The 15,458-nt window shown below is 51.5% G+C and carries 13 protein-coding genes; 2 read left to right on the top strand and 11 right to left on the bottom strand.

The genetic code is table 11. The features are described 5' to 3' along the window. Positions 1-2: 2 nt before the first annotated feature. The 9 genes from tssH to tssA all read right to left on the bottom strand — a co-directional run bounded on the left by tssH (position 3) and on the right by tssA (position 10,975). A complete protein-coding gene (tssH, locus tag ACMAY6_RS02740) occupies positions 3-2,729 on the bottom strand; it encodes a type VI secretion system ATPase TssH (protein WP_435214249.1) in 2,727 nt (908 codons plus the stop codon). A 21-nt stretch (positions 2,730-2,750) separates the two neighbouring features. Then, the gene (tssG, locus tag ACMAY6_RS02735) at positions 2,751-3,803 is read right to left on the bottom strand and encodes a type VI secretion system baseplate subunit TssG (protein WP_435214247.1); all 1,053 of its coding nucleotides are present in this window, start codon (positions 3,801-3,803) and stop codon (positions 2,751-2,753) included. After that, entirely contained in the window at positions 3,767-5,635 is a 1,869-nt protein-coding gene (gene tssF, locus ACMAY6_RS02730; RefSeq protein WP_435214246.1) for a type VI secretion system baseplate subunit TssF, read from the bottom strand. Before tssF ends, tssG begins: the two co-directional genes overlap by 37 nt. Further along, positions 5,635-6,216 (bottom strand): type VI secretion system baseplate subunit TssE, encoded by a 582-nt coding sequence (locus tag ACMAY6_RS02725; RefSeq protein ID WP_435214244.1) that lies wholly within the window; start codon positions 6,214-6,216, stop codon positions 5,635-5,637. Before ACMAY6_RS02725 ends, tssF begins: the two co-directional genes overlap by 1 nt. Positions 6,217-6,247: 31 nt before the next feature. Next, entirely contained in the window at positions 6,248-7,054 is an 807-nt protein-coding gene (locus ACMAY6_RS02720) for a type VI secretion system accessory protein TagJ (RefSeq protein ID WP_435214242.1), read from the bottom strand. A gap of 49 nt (positions 7,055-7,103) precedes the next feature. Further along, entirely contained in the window at positions 7,104-7,592 is a 489-nt protein-coding gene (locus ACMAY6_RS02715; RefSeq protein WP_435214240.1) for an Hcp family type VI secretion system effector, read from the bottom strand. A gap of 107 nt (positions 7,593-7,699) precedes the next feature. Next, the gene (tssC, locus tag ACMAY6_RS02710; protein ID WP_435214238.1) at positions 7,700-9,199 is read right to left on the bottom strand and encodes a type VI secretion system contractile sheath large subunit; all 1,500 of its coding nucleotides are present in this window, start codon (positions 9,197-9,199) and stop codon (positions 7,700-7,702) included. Between the two features lie 53 nt (positions 9,200-9,252). Next, positions 9,253-9,771: a type VI secretion system contractile sheath small subunit gene (gene tssB / locus ACMAY6_RS02705; RefSeq protein ID WP_007233502.1), complete on the bottom strand. Its 519-nt coding sequence runs from the start codon at positions 9,769-9,771 to the stop codon at positions 9,253-9,255. A gap of 181 nt (positions 9,772-9,952) precedes the next feature. Continuing rightward, on the bottom strand, positions 9,953-10,975 hold the full coding sequence (tssA, locus tag ACMAY6_RS02700; protein WP_435214236.1) for a type VI secretion system protein TssA: 1,023 nt from the start codon (positions 10,973-10,975) through the stop codon (positions 9,953-9,955). Between the two features lie 160 nt (positions 10,976-11,135). Between tssA and ACMAY6_RS02695 the strand changes: the two genes are divergently transcribed. Next, entirely contained in the window at positions 11,136-12,533 is a 1,398-nt protein-coding gene (locus ACMAY6_RS02695) for a serine/threonine-protein kinase (RefSeq protein WP_435214234.1), read from the top strand. Between the two features lie 10 nt (positions 12,534-12,543). On the opposite strand, the gene ACMAY6_RS02690 is transcribed toward ACMAY6_RS02695, so the two are convergent. Beyond that, the gene (locus ACMAY6_RS02690) at positions 12,544-13,356 is read right to left on the bottom strand and encodes a hypothetical protein (protein ID WP_435214233.1); all 813 of its coding nucleotides are present in this window, start codon (positions 13,354-13,356) and stop codon (positions 12,544-12,546) included. A 71-nt stretch (positions 13,357-13,427) separates the two neighbouring features. On the opposite strand from ACMAY6_RS02690, the gene ACMAY6_RS02685 reads away from it, so the two are divergent. Further along, positions 13,428-15,143, top strand: a complete 1,716-nt coding sequence (locus ACMAY6_RS02685) for a caspase family protein (protein WP_435214231.1) — start codon at positions 13,428-13,430, stop codon at positions 15,141-15,143. Here the strand turns inward: ACMAY6_RS02685 and ACMAY6_RS02680 are convergent, their stop codons facing one another. After that, the gene (locus ACMAY6_RS02680) at positions 15,144-15,425 is read right to left on the bottom strand and encodes a hypothetical protein (protein WP_435214229.1); all 282 of its coding nucleotides are present in this window, start codon (positions 15,423-15,425) and stop codon (positions 15,144-15,146) included. Positions 15,426-15,458 lie beyond the last annotated feature (33 nt).

Below are 15,458 nucleotides of genomic sequence, written 5' to 3'. Positions count from 1 at the left end.
ACTCACTCAAATTGGTAAGAAAACTGTCCATCGGTTTCTGACACGCACACAGCGGTGATGGGCTTGTCCTCCATCATCCGAGTTAAAAATTCCTTCGAAATTTCCGGTAATACTGTATTTGTAAGAATAGCGTCTATCATGCGCCCGCCGCTTTCGACTTCGATGCAACGCTGTCGTATAAGCTCCACCGCAGCATCATCAACCGTCAAAGGAATTCCATAAGCAGCTTCTATCCGCCTTTGAATGCGCGCCAATTGCAGCCGCGTTATAGCCAAAATCATGTCATCTGACAGTGGGTAATACGGGATAACGACAAGTCGTCCTAGAAGCGCTGGGGGGAATTCCTTTAACAACGGCTCGCGCAGTGCTTTGGCAATGGCGTCGGCTTCAGGCATCAGTTCAGGATCATCACAAAGTGAACTAATCAGATCTGTACCTGCATTGGTCGTCAGCAAAATGAGCGTATTTTTGAAGTCAATGGCACGGCCCTCACCATCCTCCATCCAGCCCTTATCAAACACTTGAAAAAACAACTCATGCACATCGGGGTGCGCCTTCTCAACCTCATCGAGCAGCACCACACTGTAGGGACGTCTGCGGACCGCTTCAGTCAAGACACCACCCTCACCGTAACCCACGTACCCGGGTGGCGCGCCTTTGAGGCTCGATACCGTGTGTGCTTCTTGATATTCACTCATATTAATTGTAATCAGGTTTTGCTCGCCGCCGTAGAGAGACTCGGCAAGTGCGAGAGCGGTTTCTGTTTTACCCACGCCCGATGTACCCGCTAGCATGAATACGCCGATGGGCTTATTGGGGTTATCTAATTTAGCCCTTGACGTTTGAATACGCTTGGCAATCATATCCAGTGCGTGCCGCTGGCCAATGATGCGCTGCTCCAGATTATCAGCAAGCTGCAAAACGGTCGAAATTTCATTACTAACCATTTTTCCAACGGGAATACCCGTCCAGTCTTGTACAACTGAAGCAACTGCCTGATCTCCCACCACGGGTAGAATCAGCGCTTCTTCACCCTGAAGGTCCGTAAGCTCAGCACGCTTGGCCGCCAACTCAGCAAGTAGCGCCTCTCGATCTTCGGCACTCACAGGGGTTGGCTGCTCAAGGTCCTCTGCTGCCGCATTCTCTTCAGTCGCATCAGCATCAGCGGAATCCGTTTCACTGGCAGTAGCTTCGCTGGCATTGCGCAGTTGATTCTGCAATTCTACAACTCGCGCAACCAACTCTCCCTCGGCGGTCCATCGCTCCTCTAATACCTTAAGGCGATCTCGCTCGACCAGCAAAGCCGCATCCACTTTTTGCTTGCGTTCTGCGGTGTCGACACCAACCGCCGCTTCTCTTTCAATAATAGCCATTTCGGTTTCAAGACTTTCAATTTGCCGACGACAATCATCGATTTGTGCCGGTACCGCATGCTGACTAATGGCGACACGTGCACAGGCGGTATCGAGCAAACTCACTGATTTGTCGGGCAATTGGCGAGCCGGAATGTAACGGTGCGAAAGTCTTACCGATGCCTCTAAGGCCTCGTCAAGCACCTCAACAGCATGGTGCTTTTGCATGGTTTTGGCGATCCCCCGCATCATTTTTATCGCTTTTTCTTCAGAGGGTTCTAGGACTTGAACCACTTGAAATCGACGGGTTAACGCAGGGTCTTTCTCAATGTGCTTTTTGTATTCCGCCCAAGTTGTCGCGGCTACTGTCCGCAAATTACCTCGGGCCAATGCCGGCTTGAGCAAGTTAGCAGCATCACCCGTACCCGCTGCACCACCGGCACCAATAAGCGTGTGAGCCTCGTCGATAAAAAGAATGATTGGTGTTTCTGAGGATTGCACCTCCTCGATAACTTGTCTCAGGCGCTCCTCAAACTCCCCTTTCATACTGGCACCGGCTTGCAGCAGTCCAATGTCTAGCGACAGCAGCTTAACGTCTCGCAGGGAGGGAGGTACATCGCCTCGGGCAATTCGCTGCGCAAAACCCTCAACCACCGCGGTCTTACCAACGCCCGCCTCCCCCGTGAGAATTGGGTTGTTTTGACGGCGGCGCATCAGAATATCTACCAGCTGGCGGACTTCGTCATCACGACCGACAATCGGATCCATATCGCCACTGCGCGCTTCTTCTGTCATATCAACGGTGAATTGCGCAAGCGCTTCACCTTTACCCATAGCCGGTGGCGCCATAGCAGAATTTTCTGTACCGGGTGTCGAAGCGCCCTGAGCCGATGATCCAGTCTCTGGAGAGTCGGCAGTAAGAGCATCAAATTGATCCCCTAACTGCTCTTCGGAAATTTTCCCAAACTCCGGGCTTATACCCAACAAAACGCTCTTCAAAGAACGTGTCTTGAGCATGCCCAGTATCATGTGGCCTGTTCTGACCCTAGTGTCATTAAGCATCAAACTGCCATACACCCAACCACGCTCTACGCTTTCCTCAAGATGCGGAGAAAAGTCGCTAATTGAAGTTGCGCCTCTTGGTAAACTGTCCAAAGCTGATGTGATATCCCGCACCAAAACCGACGGGTCAATCTCGAAACCCTTAACAATTCGATGCAAGTCTGAATCGGCGAGCTGCAATACCTGCTGAATCCAGTGAACAACCTCTACGTAGGGGTTGCCTCGCATTTTGCAGAACACAGTTGCACTTTCCACGGACTGATAGGCTATTTTGTTTAACTTACCAAACAAGGCAGATCGCGAAATTTCACTCATAAGTGGACTCTCCAGATGTCTTCATCGGGCAACGCTGCCCAACACATTATCAATATTTGTTTGTGACGGGTTAAGGGCCAGATCGTCGAGGTCCGTCTCCTGAGGCCCCTCTACAAGCCATGTTGTCCACCCCAGCTGTCCAAACGTTCCCGGGCGGGTAGGCGTAGCCTCATCTTTTGCGAGCACTAGATTCATATCCCAATCAAGCTCTCCTCCGATGTAACTGTCAACAGCGCTGACAACCTTTTCCAGCAACCCACCACCCGGCAGTAAACTGAGATACTGCGCCAAAGAAAGAGCACCTATACGCAATCTGAATTTATTACCTTTCTGCCACGTTCGGCCGCCAAGTGTGGCCTGTCTACCCAGGCGTTGAGACGATAACTGCCCATGAATCCGCAGCAAATCCCTCTGCTCTATTACCAACCAACGCCCTACAAACTCTTCGAGGAAAACCGGCATGGTTAGGATTGATTTCAAAATATCCAATAGCGCTTCTGGATGCTTGACCTCAGAGCCCAAATGCCCAGAAAAAAAGCGTTTTAACTGGGCGGGCATGCGATCTGTCGGGTGGTTTGGCCCTTCAATTAAGCCAAATATTGAATTTAGCTGCTGGGCATACACATCAGTATGCCTTTCAAGGTTTGCTGTTGGCGTTGCATCAGCCCAAATACGATAAAAGTAGGTCAGCAAACGATGATGAAACATATCGAGGAAAGCGACGAGTGCGTCGTCCTGATGATGAAGCACTCTCTCCCGGGCGTACTCAGTAAGATGGAAAGGCAAAGGCCCTTGAGGTCCAAACAACCCATAGAACAAAACGGACAGACGTGGCGGCCTCCCCGGGTCAGTTGCAAATTCGGACAAGCTACTCGGGGCCATAATCATTGAAGGTTCTTGGGCCAACCTGACGGGATCATCGGAGGCTTTTCGGCCGTAACCCCACTGGGAGTCACGCGGAAACTCTGACTCCAATATGCGCATTGCTTGATAAAAGCTAAAGCGCCAAGGTTCACGTCGAAGTAAGGCGTATCCGCTCAGAGGAGATGCCGATGACCCACTGTCGGTGGCCATAGAATTTCCTCCTTGGAGTCTGCAAATAAAACGCGAGTTTCGGTGAAGCTATTAATCGACACATAGCGCGAGAAAAAGCGCTCCAATACTCGGGTCAACAAAAACGACCCGAAGCCGGCAAAACCGGATTCGTCGATTTTCACCGTGACCTGCAGACCCCGTCCATAAGTGATAGGGCCGTCAGTAGGAAGTCGACGGGTCACACGCCTTGCGGCGACAGACTGCAACGATTCGATTTGCCGTCGAATCGTTGAATCTGACTCATCTCCATAAAGGGCCAGCAAATCGCGAATAGCTCTGGCACCATTTCCCGGGGAGCCTTCCACCAAACTCAAATAATTTGTTGAAAGATGATTCACTGCACGCCAAGTCAAGGCGCCCTCTTCTAATGCCAAGCCCTCCTTGGGACGGGTAGGACCTGCTTTTGCTCGTATTGCACTAACGGGGGCGTTGATGTCGAGTGAGAAATCTGTAGTGCCACGCCCCACCGCAATGTTGATGGGAAGATCTCGATTTGTACAAAAAACCTGCGCCTCTAAATGCCGCATTGACGCCGGGTATGGCGCTTCATTCTGATCAACTAGTGAGAGAAAAACCTCGCTCCCCCTGTAAGCGGAACGTGCTCCAAACTTGCGTGCACTGGACGAGGCCAATCTTTTGTCAAATCTTTGACTGAAAAACGCGCCGGAAGAAACACCCACGTCCTTTCCCACGCTATCGTAGAGTCGGGCAAAACGGTGCTCTTCGTTGTGCTCCGAAAACCCGCTGACGCTCTCCACAGAATACACTTCAAAATCAGCTGGTCGCGTACGATCCACAAGTAAGTGGTGCTCTTCATGCTGCGTATCTAGGCGCATCCGGTCTGTGCGGCGTGAAAACAGATTAATGGCAGGCGCACAATTCAATGAGAAATCATCCGCAGTAACGCGGCCTATCAGTTCCTGATCAGCCTCGCTTAAAAATACCGTCAAAATACACTCATTATCCTTTAAGCGCGCCAATCCCGTTGTCAGCCCAGACATCTGCGCAAATAAAAATTTCTCAGGGAAATGAAAATACTCCCCTAGCAAAGCAAACCCTGAAAAATAACGGGTATCGCGAGGGAGCAATGAATTCTCCTCATCCAGACCCGGCAAGCTTATTTGTTCGCTCTCAATAAACTGACGTGAGCGTTGATGGACATCACTGACCTGAATGCCTAGAGCATGCAACGACAGCTGCTTTAAAAGGCGATGCGCTTGCCGCGTTTGGCCTGACAGATAAAATGTTAGGCGGTCGATCATTGATTCTTGAAAAGCTATTCCATCAACAGTCTTCAACTTTAGGCGTAACGCTGCACGCGGATTTAAGGTGGGGGGAGCCAACTCTCTAAGCGCAGCGATATCTGTCGCATAATCGACGCTGGTAACCGCCACAGGCACCAACTCACAAGGCTGTGTTGTTACAAACTCGCAAGCCGTTTGTTCCGAGGCTCCCTTGGTCGCCCTGAGGCGGGTCCCCCTGTCTATTGCGATGCCTCCATCAGCACCGGCAGCCTCGTCTAACTCAAATTGGACGACAGTAGCCGAGGGTCTGGGCGCCAGGTAACTTGGATAGACCTGTTGTAGCAAGCTCTGCAAGAAGCGAGGGTATTGCGCATCCATTCTCAGGTGCAGGCGGGCGGTCAGAAAAGAAAAGCCTTCTAGCAACCTTTCAACATAGGGGTCGGAAACATCAGCTGTATCTAATGCTAGGTGCGACGCAACTTTGGGATAGTCTTTCGCAAATTCACCCGCCATGTCTCTAATAAACTGCAATTCCCGCTCGTAATAGCCTAGAAATTTTGCGTCCATCAGGAACGACCGCCCGCGACTGCAACATGGCCATCTTGAAGATCAATTATCGATCTAATGACTAAATGCTCTGGCGCAGGCTGTCCCCAGATATCGCAATGCAAGTCAAAAGCCAATGCTCGGCCATCCATGTAGCCGGTTTTGCTAACCTCAAGAACAAGGCTCGCCGGCATAATACGAGGCTCAAAAAAAAGAACGACCTGACGAATCCGCTCCTCGATTTCACTGGCAGATAATCCTGCCACCGTGCGTCCGGTGAGCTCGTTCGTACCGTAATTCAAAACAGACTTAGCAGCGTGAGGAAACGCTTCTAACTCAGGGTAGACCGATGACAAACTTACTGTGTTCATCAACCACGCAATATCTCGTGTCACAAACTCCCGCAGCTTACGGGCCGAAATAAACGCCTTACTGCTCGAGGAGCCCCGACTAGCCTGAGGTACTTCATCTTCCGTTTGATCTGTCTTGCTGCCACTTGCGCTCCCCCTCAGGGAGACCCACTGACGCCTCCCAGAACGTATTGGAGAATCGTCTACGAGGCGATCGAGCAAGGACGGCTGCAGCCTCTCTTTCTGGAACATGGTTTCCACGAGGCTAATTCGCTTCCACTAACTAATCGGAGCTCGTTTGATCGGCCACAAAAGCAATCGTTCGAACATCTAAAGCCGAATAGTCATCATCAGAAGTCGCGTAGAGACGCTGACCAATACCCGCCCATGTGTCCTCGCCCAAAGGGGACCATGCCGTTTCCCGAGCAAATTGCTGAGCTGCAGACCAGTTAGAAGTATCCCCGGGGTATCGAGCAGGAACAAACCCCACCTCTTCCCCACCGCCCTGCCAAACTATCGACACTGGCGCCCAGACGAGATCTCTTACGTCGGTAGGCGACTCAAAAGTGAGCGACTCGATCCTTGCTTGCGGCACCCAGTAATAATCTCCGCGAACCATAATTTCAAAAAAAGGCCCTATCCTAGAGTCCGCATCAGCTAGCCACTCAAAGCCATCATCGTTGACACGTCCAGCAAGTGCCGGGGCAGAACCAAAGGCTTCCTCGCGCAGCTCAATGGCCTGGTCATGACGACCAACTGCATCGGCTTTTAATGCTTCCAGCACAAGCACCATCCACTGCTCGGGCTGACCCAGAATGGGTGCAGTGTGCTTTCCGGAAAACACGCCTTGGCGAAATAATTCGCAAGACAAGAGCGACCCATAGGACTGCTCAAGCACTTTGAATTCGTCATCTAGCTGCTTGAGGACTGCCAGCTGTTTTGCCGCCCTCTCCCACTGCCCATTAATGGACAGCAATTGAAACAGGGCAATGCGGGGGGAGGCCGCGGCTGGCGCGGCCTTGACATCTTGAGTGACGGCCTCAAGCGCTTGCTTAATGTCGCCGTCGTTAACCCACTTTTCGATGTCCAATCTTGCCCCCTTTGTTCAAGCCCTCACGGTGTGAAAGGCCCTAGCTAACTTATGCTAATTCGTTGGTTTGTATGTTCCAGCCAGCTTTAATCTCACCGCCGTCTTTAGCACCGTCGTTCTTTTGCGCCTGATAAGCCACTTCAAACTTAGCACAAGCGAGAGAAACACTTTCTGTATAACGATCATCATCGCCAGATCCGCCGAAGTTCACCGATGTGATAATGACGTCGGTTAATTTGATATTTAAAAATTCAATCGCAGAAGACCCACCAGCCTTGCGAGCAACAAGCGTCGCCTCTTTGATGTGTGTGCCGTCGGCCAATTTAGCCATAAGGTTCGGGGAGGCCTTATCGTAATACTTCACCAACTGGATATCTGTAAAGCTTGCCTTGCCCGAGGCACCGCCGCCGCCCAAATTGAAAGATCCGGTAGAAGAACCTCCCCAAGCCCAACTGAGGATATCAATTTCGCCTTTGTGCTCCTTATCCTGCGACTCTCCATCAATACCGTCCAACTTTAAAAACGCGTCCACTGCCATAACTAATCCCTCGTTACTATTAAATGATTACCAATTAATTGTTTGCCGGTGATTTTTTAATTTCGGACCACCCGCCAGCCCCTAGACTTCGTCTTATCAATCGACAATTAGCCCGCCTTCGCCGAAGGAAGTTTTGACACCAATCTCAACGATACAGTCAGGCCCTCCAGCTGGTAATGCGGCCTCAAGAAGAACTGCGACGTGTAATATCCAGGATTGCCCTCAACTTCCTGCACACGCACTTCGGCAGCGGCCAGCGGCTTCTCTGCCTTTGTGGTTTCACTGGAGTTTTCTGGATCGCCATCAACATAATTCAGGATCCAGTCACCCAACCAGCGCTCCATATCAGCACGCTCTTTAAACGATCCTACTTTGTCTCTCACAATGCACTTCAGATAGTGCGCAAACCGACAGGTGGCAAATAAATAAGGTAACCGCGCTGCCAAATTAGCGTTTGCGGTGGCGTCAGGGTCATCGTACTCAACGGGCTTCTGGAGCGATTGAGCGCCGATAAATGCTGCCATATCACTGTTCTTTTTGTGAATGAGCGGCATAAAGCCATTTTTTGCGAGTTCGGCTTCCCGCCGGTCGGAAATCGCAATTTCCGTTGGGCACTTCATGTCCGCACCGCCGTCGTCCGTTGGAAACGAATACACGGGTAGTTCTTGAACAGCACCGCCCGACTCAATACCTCGGATTCTTGAGCACCAGCCGTACTCTTTGAACGAGCGGTTAATATTGACCGCCATGGCGTAAGCTGAATTCTGCCACGCAAAATTGCTGTGGTCGGCGCCGTTGGTATCCTCCTCGAAGTCAAACTCATCAACGGGATCGGTTTTAGTGCCGTAAGGCAATCGCGACAGCGTTCTCGGCATGGTCATGCACAGATAGCGTGCGTCTTCCGAGTCCCTGAGAGAGCGCCAAGCAGCATACTCAGGGGTCTGGAATATTTTCGTGAGGTCTCTGGGGTTACTGAGCTCCTGCCACGAATCCATCTGCATGACCGACGAATCGGCAGCCGATATAAAGGGACAGTGAGATGCAGCTGAAATTTGCGCCATGTTGGCCAGCAACTCAACGTCTTGAGGGCTGTGATCAAAGTAAAAATCCCCCACTAAGCAACCGTAGGGCTCACCACCAAACTGGCCGTACTCCTGCTCGTAAATCTGCTTAAAAATGGGGCTTTGATCCCAAGCCGTTCCTTTATATTTCTTGAGTTCTTTGCCCAGCTCTTTCTTGCTGATATTCTGAACGCGAATTTTGAGCATTTCATCCGTCTCAGTATTCGAGATCAGATAGTTCAAACCACGCCAGGCACCCTCCATTTGCTGAAAATCTGCATGGTGTAAAATGTGGTTAATTTGCTCAGTGAGCTTGGCGTCTATTTCGGCGATCAAGGCCTGAATCGTGCTCATGACGTCATCCGAGATGACGACGGTATCTTTTAATAACTGCCCTGCCAATGTCCGAACAGCGCCTTCTACAGCATCTCGAGATCGGTCTGACTTCGGCTTAAACTCTTTATTTAAAAGATCCTGAAATTCGCTGACCTCCAGCGTTGTGGTCGCACCCTCTGCTGCCCCTGCTGCTTGTTCTTCTGTGGACATTATTGCTTCCCCTGTTCACTAGTTCTCACGTCATTGATTTCCGAGCGGTGGTGCTATTCGCCCTCTTGAGGTTCATCCTCTTGCTTGGGCGATGCCGCAAGCGATTGGAGCAAAGTGGGATCTGCCATCACTTTGTTAATGAGTTCCTCAGCTCCCGACTTGCCGTCCATGTAAGTAATAAGATTACTGAGCTCGGTACGCGCCTCGAGCATTTGCTTAAGGCCGTCGACTTTGCGTGCGATAGCTGCAGGCGAAAAGTCCTCCATACTCTCGAAGGTTACATCGACGGGCAGATTCCCCTCTCCTGTGAGCGTATTAGGCACACTAAAGGCGACCCGGGGCTTGATCGCCTTCATGCGATCATTAAAATTATCGACGTCGATCTCAGTAAAAGAGCGGTCGGCCAGAGGGGCTTTCTCGACCTCAGACTTACCTGAAAGGTCTGCCATTACGCCCATCACAAACGGGAGCTGGACTTTCTTCTCCGCACCATAAAGCTCCACGTCGTACTCAATTTGAACCCTGGGAGCTCTATTGCGTGCTATGAATTTCTGACTACTTGCCTTTGCCATTTCAATAACCTCTTTGTTCGAAAGGTATGCTGCACCCTAAATTCCACCACAATGTGTACCACACATTTCACCCCAATTATAGCTTCGCAACCATGCGGTAACGGAACTCGACTAGCACTTCATAATTTGGTCGTTCCGTGGTTGACCTGAATCCTCACCGGCAACCGAGCAAAGCCGTACATCACTCATCGCCACTGTCAAGCCCGCCTACGTTTCTGATCTGATCTAAACCTTCAGGCGCCATGTCCCGAATAATCTCTAGGAAATCCATTGCGGTCAGGCGCTTGGCACGCTGCAATAGCAACGGCACGGGGCTGGAGGGCTCTTCATTGCGGAAGTAAGCTATTGCGGCATCCAGACTCCTGATGACGTCTGCTCTGCTGGAAATTTGTCCCGGCACGGAACCCGCCTTGCTGGCACCGGCATCGCCCTCCTGATCTGCACCAACATCAGCGCCAGCCACATCTTCACCCCTGCGGGCGAGGAAAACTGCAATATCCCGATATGCACCCGCCAACATCGCCCCAAGTTTTTCTAAATTAAGCATGGAGTTCGGCGCGAGGTCATCAAATGTTGTTTGAATTTCAGAGGCGAGTTCAGAAGCTCGATGCACGTTCTCCGCAAGGGTGCGCAAATCATCCATTGGGCACTCAAGGAGGCATCCGTTGACTGATGCGGCGTCGGGTAAGTCTTCGTCTGCGATAGGCGTCAAATCACCGTTAGCAACCAACAACGCCCGGTAGCTTACCGTGCCAAAACCGCGCACAGATATCATAGGCGCTACCTGTAAATCTTTGAGCAATGAGTCTTCGTCGGCTAACTGACTGAGCGTGTTGGCACGAATTGTTGGGTCATTGTCGTCATCCGGGTCTAACTGTGGGTGCACACTGCCCCAGAAGCGATTGAGAAGACCCAGAGTTAGCTCGAGGCCAGCAACCAGACCCGCAAAGCCCGAGGTGACCAATTGTCCGTGGGTGTATAAAACAGCCAAACGCAAATCTTTAGTTTGTCCCAGCAGCGATTCCGCTCCCGAGACAACAACTTGCCAATCAGGTGGCTCGCCCTCTGACACTGAGTCGCCCAGTTCTTGGCTGGGCTTCCCTTGAGAGGCGCGCTCTAATTCCCCAAAGGCGGGGTCGTACTCAAAGTCGCCACCCGCCGGTTGGTCATCGGATATAGGCTCTAGCAGTTGCTCAACGTTCATCCAGCACTCCCTTGCCGGCTTGGTTCCATGCTGAAACGCCGGAAACGAAAAACATAACTTTTTTCCTGCTGCATCTCAAGGTTCTCGGCGGTAACCTTTAAGTAAAGCAATTAAAAATGTTAGTTTTGCGTAGGTGATCACTGAAAGGCCAACAGACACTGTGGCAGACGACGACACGATTCAGGCGCAGCAAAGCATACCGGCAGACGAAACAGTTATGGCCGATAAGACAATGCTTCAACCGCGAGCACAAGGGGCAACCTCAAATTCAGGCCCGTCGGCGCCGAGTCCGTCGAATACCCCAACATCTGTAGCGACAGGGCTGCTCATTAAAGATCGGTTCAGAATAACCTCGACTTTGGGCACTGGCGGCATGGGCACCGTTTACCGCGCTGTTGACCTGCGTAAAGAAGAAGCCCGCGATTCCAACCCGCACATTGCGATCAAAATACTAACCGGCGAGCTCGCACAGCACGCACAGTCCTTCATCATGCTGCAGCGGGAAGCGAGAAAATCACAACAACTTGCGCATCCAAATATCATCACTGTTTATGATTTTGACCGTGATCAAGACTTGGTCTACATGACCATGGAAGAGTTGGACGGGCAGCCCCTTGATGAGCTTATTTCCGCAAATCCGCGAGGGGTTTCTCCCGAAGTTCTCAACAATATACTCAGCGGCATAACTGCGGGCTTAGAGTACGCCCACAGCAAGCAAATCATTCATTCAGACCTCAAACCCAGCAACATCTTTCTACTTAAATCAGGGGAGGTGAAAGTTCTAGACTTTGGTATTGCCAGAGCAGCTTCAGGTTCCTCCATCGCGGGGGATAAAACCGTCTTCGATGCGGGAGAGCTAGGCGGGCTGACACCTAGTTACGCCAGTTTTGAAATGTTTGGCGGCGAAGACCCCTCCCCCGGTGACGATACCTATGCCCTGGGCTTGATCGCCTACGAATTGGCTACGGGGAGGCATCCCTACGGTCGCACCCCTGCCCCACAGGCCAAAGCAGAAGGAAAACAGCCACCGAAAAGGCCTGAACTATTTAGCCAGCGCCAGTGGCGCGCAATAAAAGGTGCCCTCGCGTTAGACACTGAACAGCGTCTTACTGACGTCACCGAGTTTCGCCGGCAGTACTTTGGTCAGTCGCGCTTATTCGGCATCTCAGCGGTGATCCTGATGCTCGTGATAGCCACGGCCAGCGTCACATTCTACCTATCCCCAGATGGAGAGCCCGCAGCCGTGCCTTTTGAGTCGCTTCCTATCGACGTGCAAGAAGTTATCACCCAGCAATTACAAATGGCGAATGAATCCTTAAAATTTAGAGACTACAACGCGGCGCTTTTTCATCTTGAGCGCGTGAATGATTTACACAGAAACAGTCCTGAGGCCCTTAGTCTCGCGGGAGAAATTGTTGAGGACTGGCTTGTTTTAGATGGCGCCAAATCGTCGGAGGACCTGAACAAGCAAGTTGACAATCTGCTGATGTATGAGGTGATGCAGTCCAATGAAAAATTGCTGGAAATAAAGGCAGCCATGGACGCGAAGGTTAAATAGAGCCATCCACTCACCTCGGTTGGGCGGGGGTTACACCGGCGAACGCTTCACCCAAAAGGCTCTCCCAAGCCGACACCCAGCAGCAGGTATGAGTAAACCGCGGTTTCACCACTAACCGCCCAGAAACTGCCTGCTCAAAAGCACGCGAGATCTCCGGTGGTACAACCGTGTCTTCCCCGCCCGCAAAATATATGCGCTGAATGACCCGGTCGGGTAGTCCAATCTCGATTGGATTCATTGAACCAGCAAGAGGCAGAAAGCCTCGCATTTCGGCCCAAAGCTTGGTGTCTAGATTGCCATTAATCGTAACTATGTGGGTAACGGATTCAGCACATCCCGCAACCAATACCGCAAGCGCACCTCCACCGCTAAAACCTACCAGCGCCACTGGCATTTGATTTTCAGCAGCAAGCTCTTCAACGGCTTGGCACAACGCATCAACTACCACTGATCCATAACGACCGGCCGTCCACAAATCTGCATTACAGGCCACAGCATCCAGATAGAAATGGCAGGGGCGCCCCAAATAAATTGATGGCGCAGGATCTTGCAGCATCATCGAAAGAACCAGTGGATTCGTCGGTGTAGCATTTTGACTGGCTGGACCCTCTGGACCCACCAGAGGGCGTCCGTCGCCATCGAGGTAAATGTGGAGCAGCGAACCTTGTTTGGCCTCATTGTTAAACAGTGCTAATTTGAAACCTCCAACGGCAAGCCAAGCGTCGGGCTGTTGTGGAAAAACGCGCAGGCCGCGCTCAGCGCAGCCGAGTGCTAAACAACTGAGAACAACGATGATCGCGATTACATAGGGCTTAACATGCATGCTAGCGGCTCTTTGAAGCTCAGTGACGGTGAGGGTAAGATTTTGCCAACAATAACAACTTCGGGGGATCTATGGCTTACTTAACCACAAGACTAATAGGGGTGCTCATATTTTTAGTCGCCATAGCTGCGCCCGCTGCTGAGGCCCAAGATACTACCTCGCAGGGGTCGGTTTCAGATCTGCAAGTTGTCGATTGCTTGTTGCCTGGACAAGTCCGTCGTTTAGGCCAAAGTCGCTATATCACGGCTCGTCGCCCCATTATGACAACGGCGGGCGATTGCCGAATACGGGGGGGGGAATACACCGAATTTGACCGCGCTGACTACCGAACTGCTTTGGCGGTCTGGTTACCTGCGGCGGAGGCAGGTGATCCCGAAGCCCAGACCAATGCTGGCGAAATTTTTGAGAAGGGACTGGGAACAACACCAAATTACGGCGCCGCTCTGATCTGGTATAGCAAAGCAGCTGAGCAAGGCTATTCCCGAGCCCAGTTTAATCTGGGCACTCTTTACGAGCGGGGCTTAGGCGTTGAGGCAGACAAACTCACCGCGCTGAATTGGTACCGCAAAGCATGGGATATGCCTGAGGACTCGGTAATTTATCAAACCGCAGCGCGGGAGGCACAAGACCAGCAGCGGGCGAAATTAGAGTCGGAAATAAGTAAAAAAAGCAACCAGATAACCCTGCTGCGGTCGCAGGTTGACCGACTCAAAGTTTCTATCGATGCATTACAGCAGCGTCCAGAGACTACCGAACCGACACCTCCGGCAGAGAACGACTCGGCGCAGTCATCGGAACAAGTTAACGATCCAACCCCTGCAGCCACAGCAAGTGCGTCGCTGCCGACTGATGATCTCAGAGACCAAATAGCGCAACTGGAATCAATGATTGCCGGACTCAGCGAGGAAAAATCTGAAGTTGAAACTGAATATGCTGCCATTCCGGTCTTTCGTCAGCCTGAGGCGGTCACCGCTGAGTTAGCCTCATCGAATTCTAGTAAAGGCGATCCCACTGAGAGTACTTCCTTCGGCCAATACTATGCCCTCATTATCGGTAACAGCGATTATCGACACATGGTTGACCTGACAACGCCCCAACTGGACGTTGAAAAAATCGGTTCTATCCTTGAGGGGCGCTACGGGTTTTCTGTCAAAGTACTGTTAAACGCCAGTGATGTTGAGGTTATGCATGCCATAAACGATCTTAATAGTGAGCTCGATGAGGACGATAATTTACTGATTTATTACGCGGGCCACGGCAGCCAAATGGAAATGGGGGATCTTCAAGCCGGATACTGGTTACCGGTCAATGCCGACCCACCACCGCGTGACACCCACTGGATTTCAAACGAGTCTATTACCCGTCATCTGGGCAGGTTGAAAGCCAAACGCGTGCTGGTTGTCGCCGACTCGTGCTACGCAGGCCTCCTTTCAGACGCTCCGGATTACCTTTTTCTCAGCCAGTCAGGAAGCAACAATTATTCTGCAGAATTCATGAAGTACAAACTCAGCCGAAGCAGCAGGTTAATGATTTCGTCTGGGGGCAACTCGCCAGTCCTAGATAACGGAGGCACTGGTCACTCCGTTTTTGCGAGTGCCTTTATCAACATTCTGGGGGCCAATGAGAAAATTATGTCGGGACCGCAGCTGTTTAGCCAACTTAAGCCTATAGTGTTGGAACGGTCGGAGGCCGTGGGATTTCGCCAAGAACCAGACTTTAAGACCATAAAAATATCGGGGAATGAGGCGGGAGACTTCTTCTTTGTGCCAGCGTTAGCTGGCAGTTAACTATGAGATAAGGTATTTGATCGCGGATTCGTCGTCTGTAGAGTAGTAGTAACACCCCGTCCAAGCGTTGGATCCCAATATAGCGACCAGCTTGGGCTTTGCTGACGTGAATTTCACTCTGGCATGCGCCTTAAAAGCAGCCTCGCGCAATCCGGTTTCCGTAACATAATCCGACCACCGAGCACCGTCGCTAGGCTCAACGAGCTGCTTCGCATCGCGAGCAGCGCGCAAATGCCCTAAGAAATCGTGGTAATCGATTTCTATAATTCTATGTTGTGCCATTAGGTATCCGCCCTTAGGGGGTGTACATGCACC

It is taken from the genome of Luminiphilus sp. nBUS_16, from assembly GCF_051201645.1.
Lineage (GTDB): Bacteria > Pseudomonadota > Gammaproteobacteria > Pseudomonadales > Halieaceae > Luminiphilus.
This window is presented reverse-complemented; position numbering and strand designations above follow the sequence as displayed.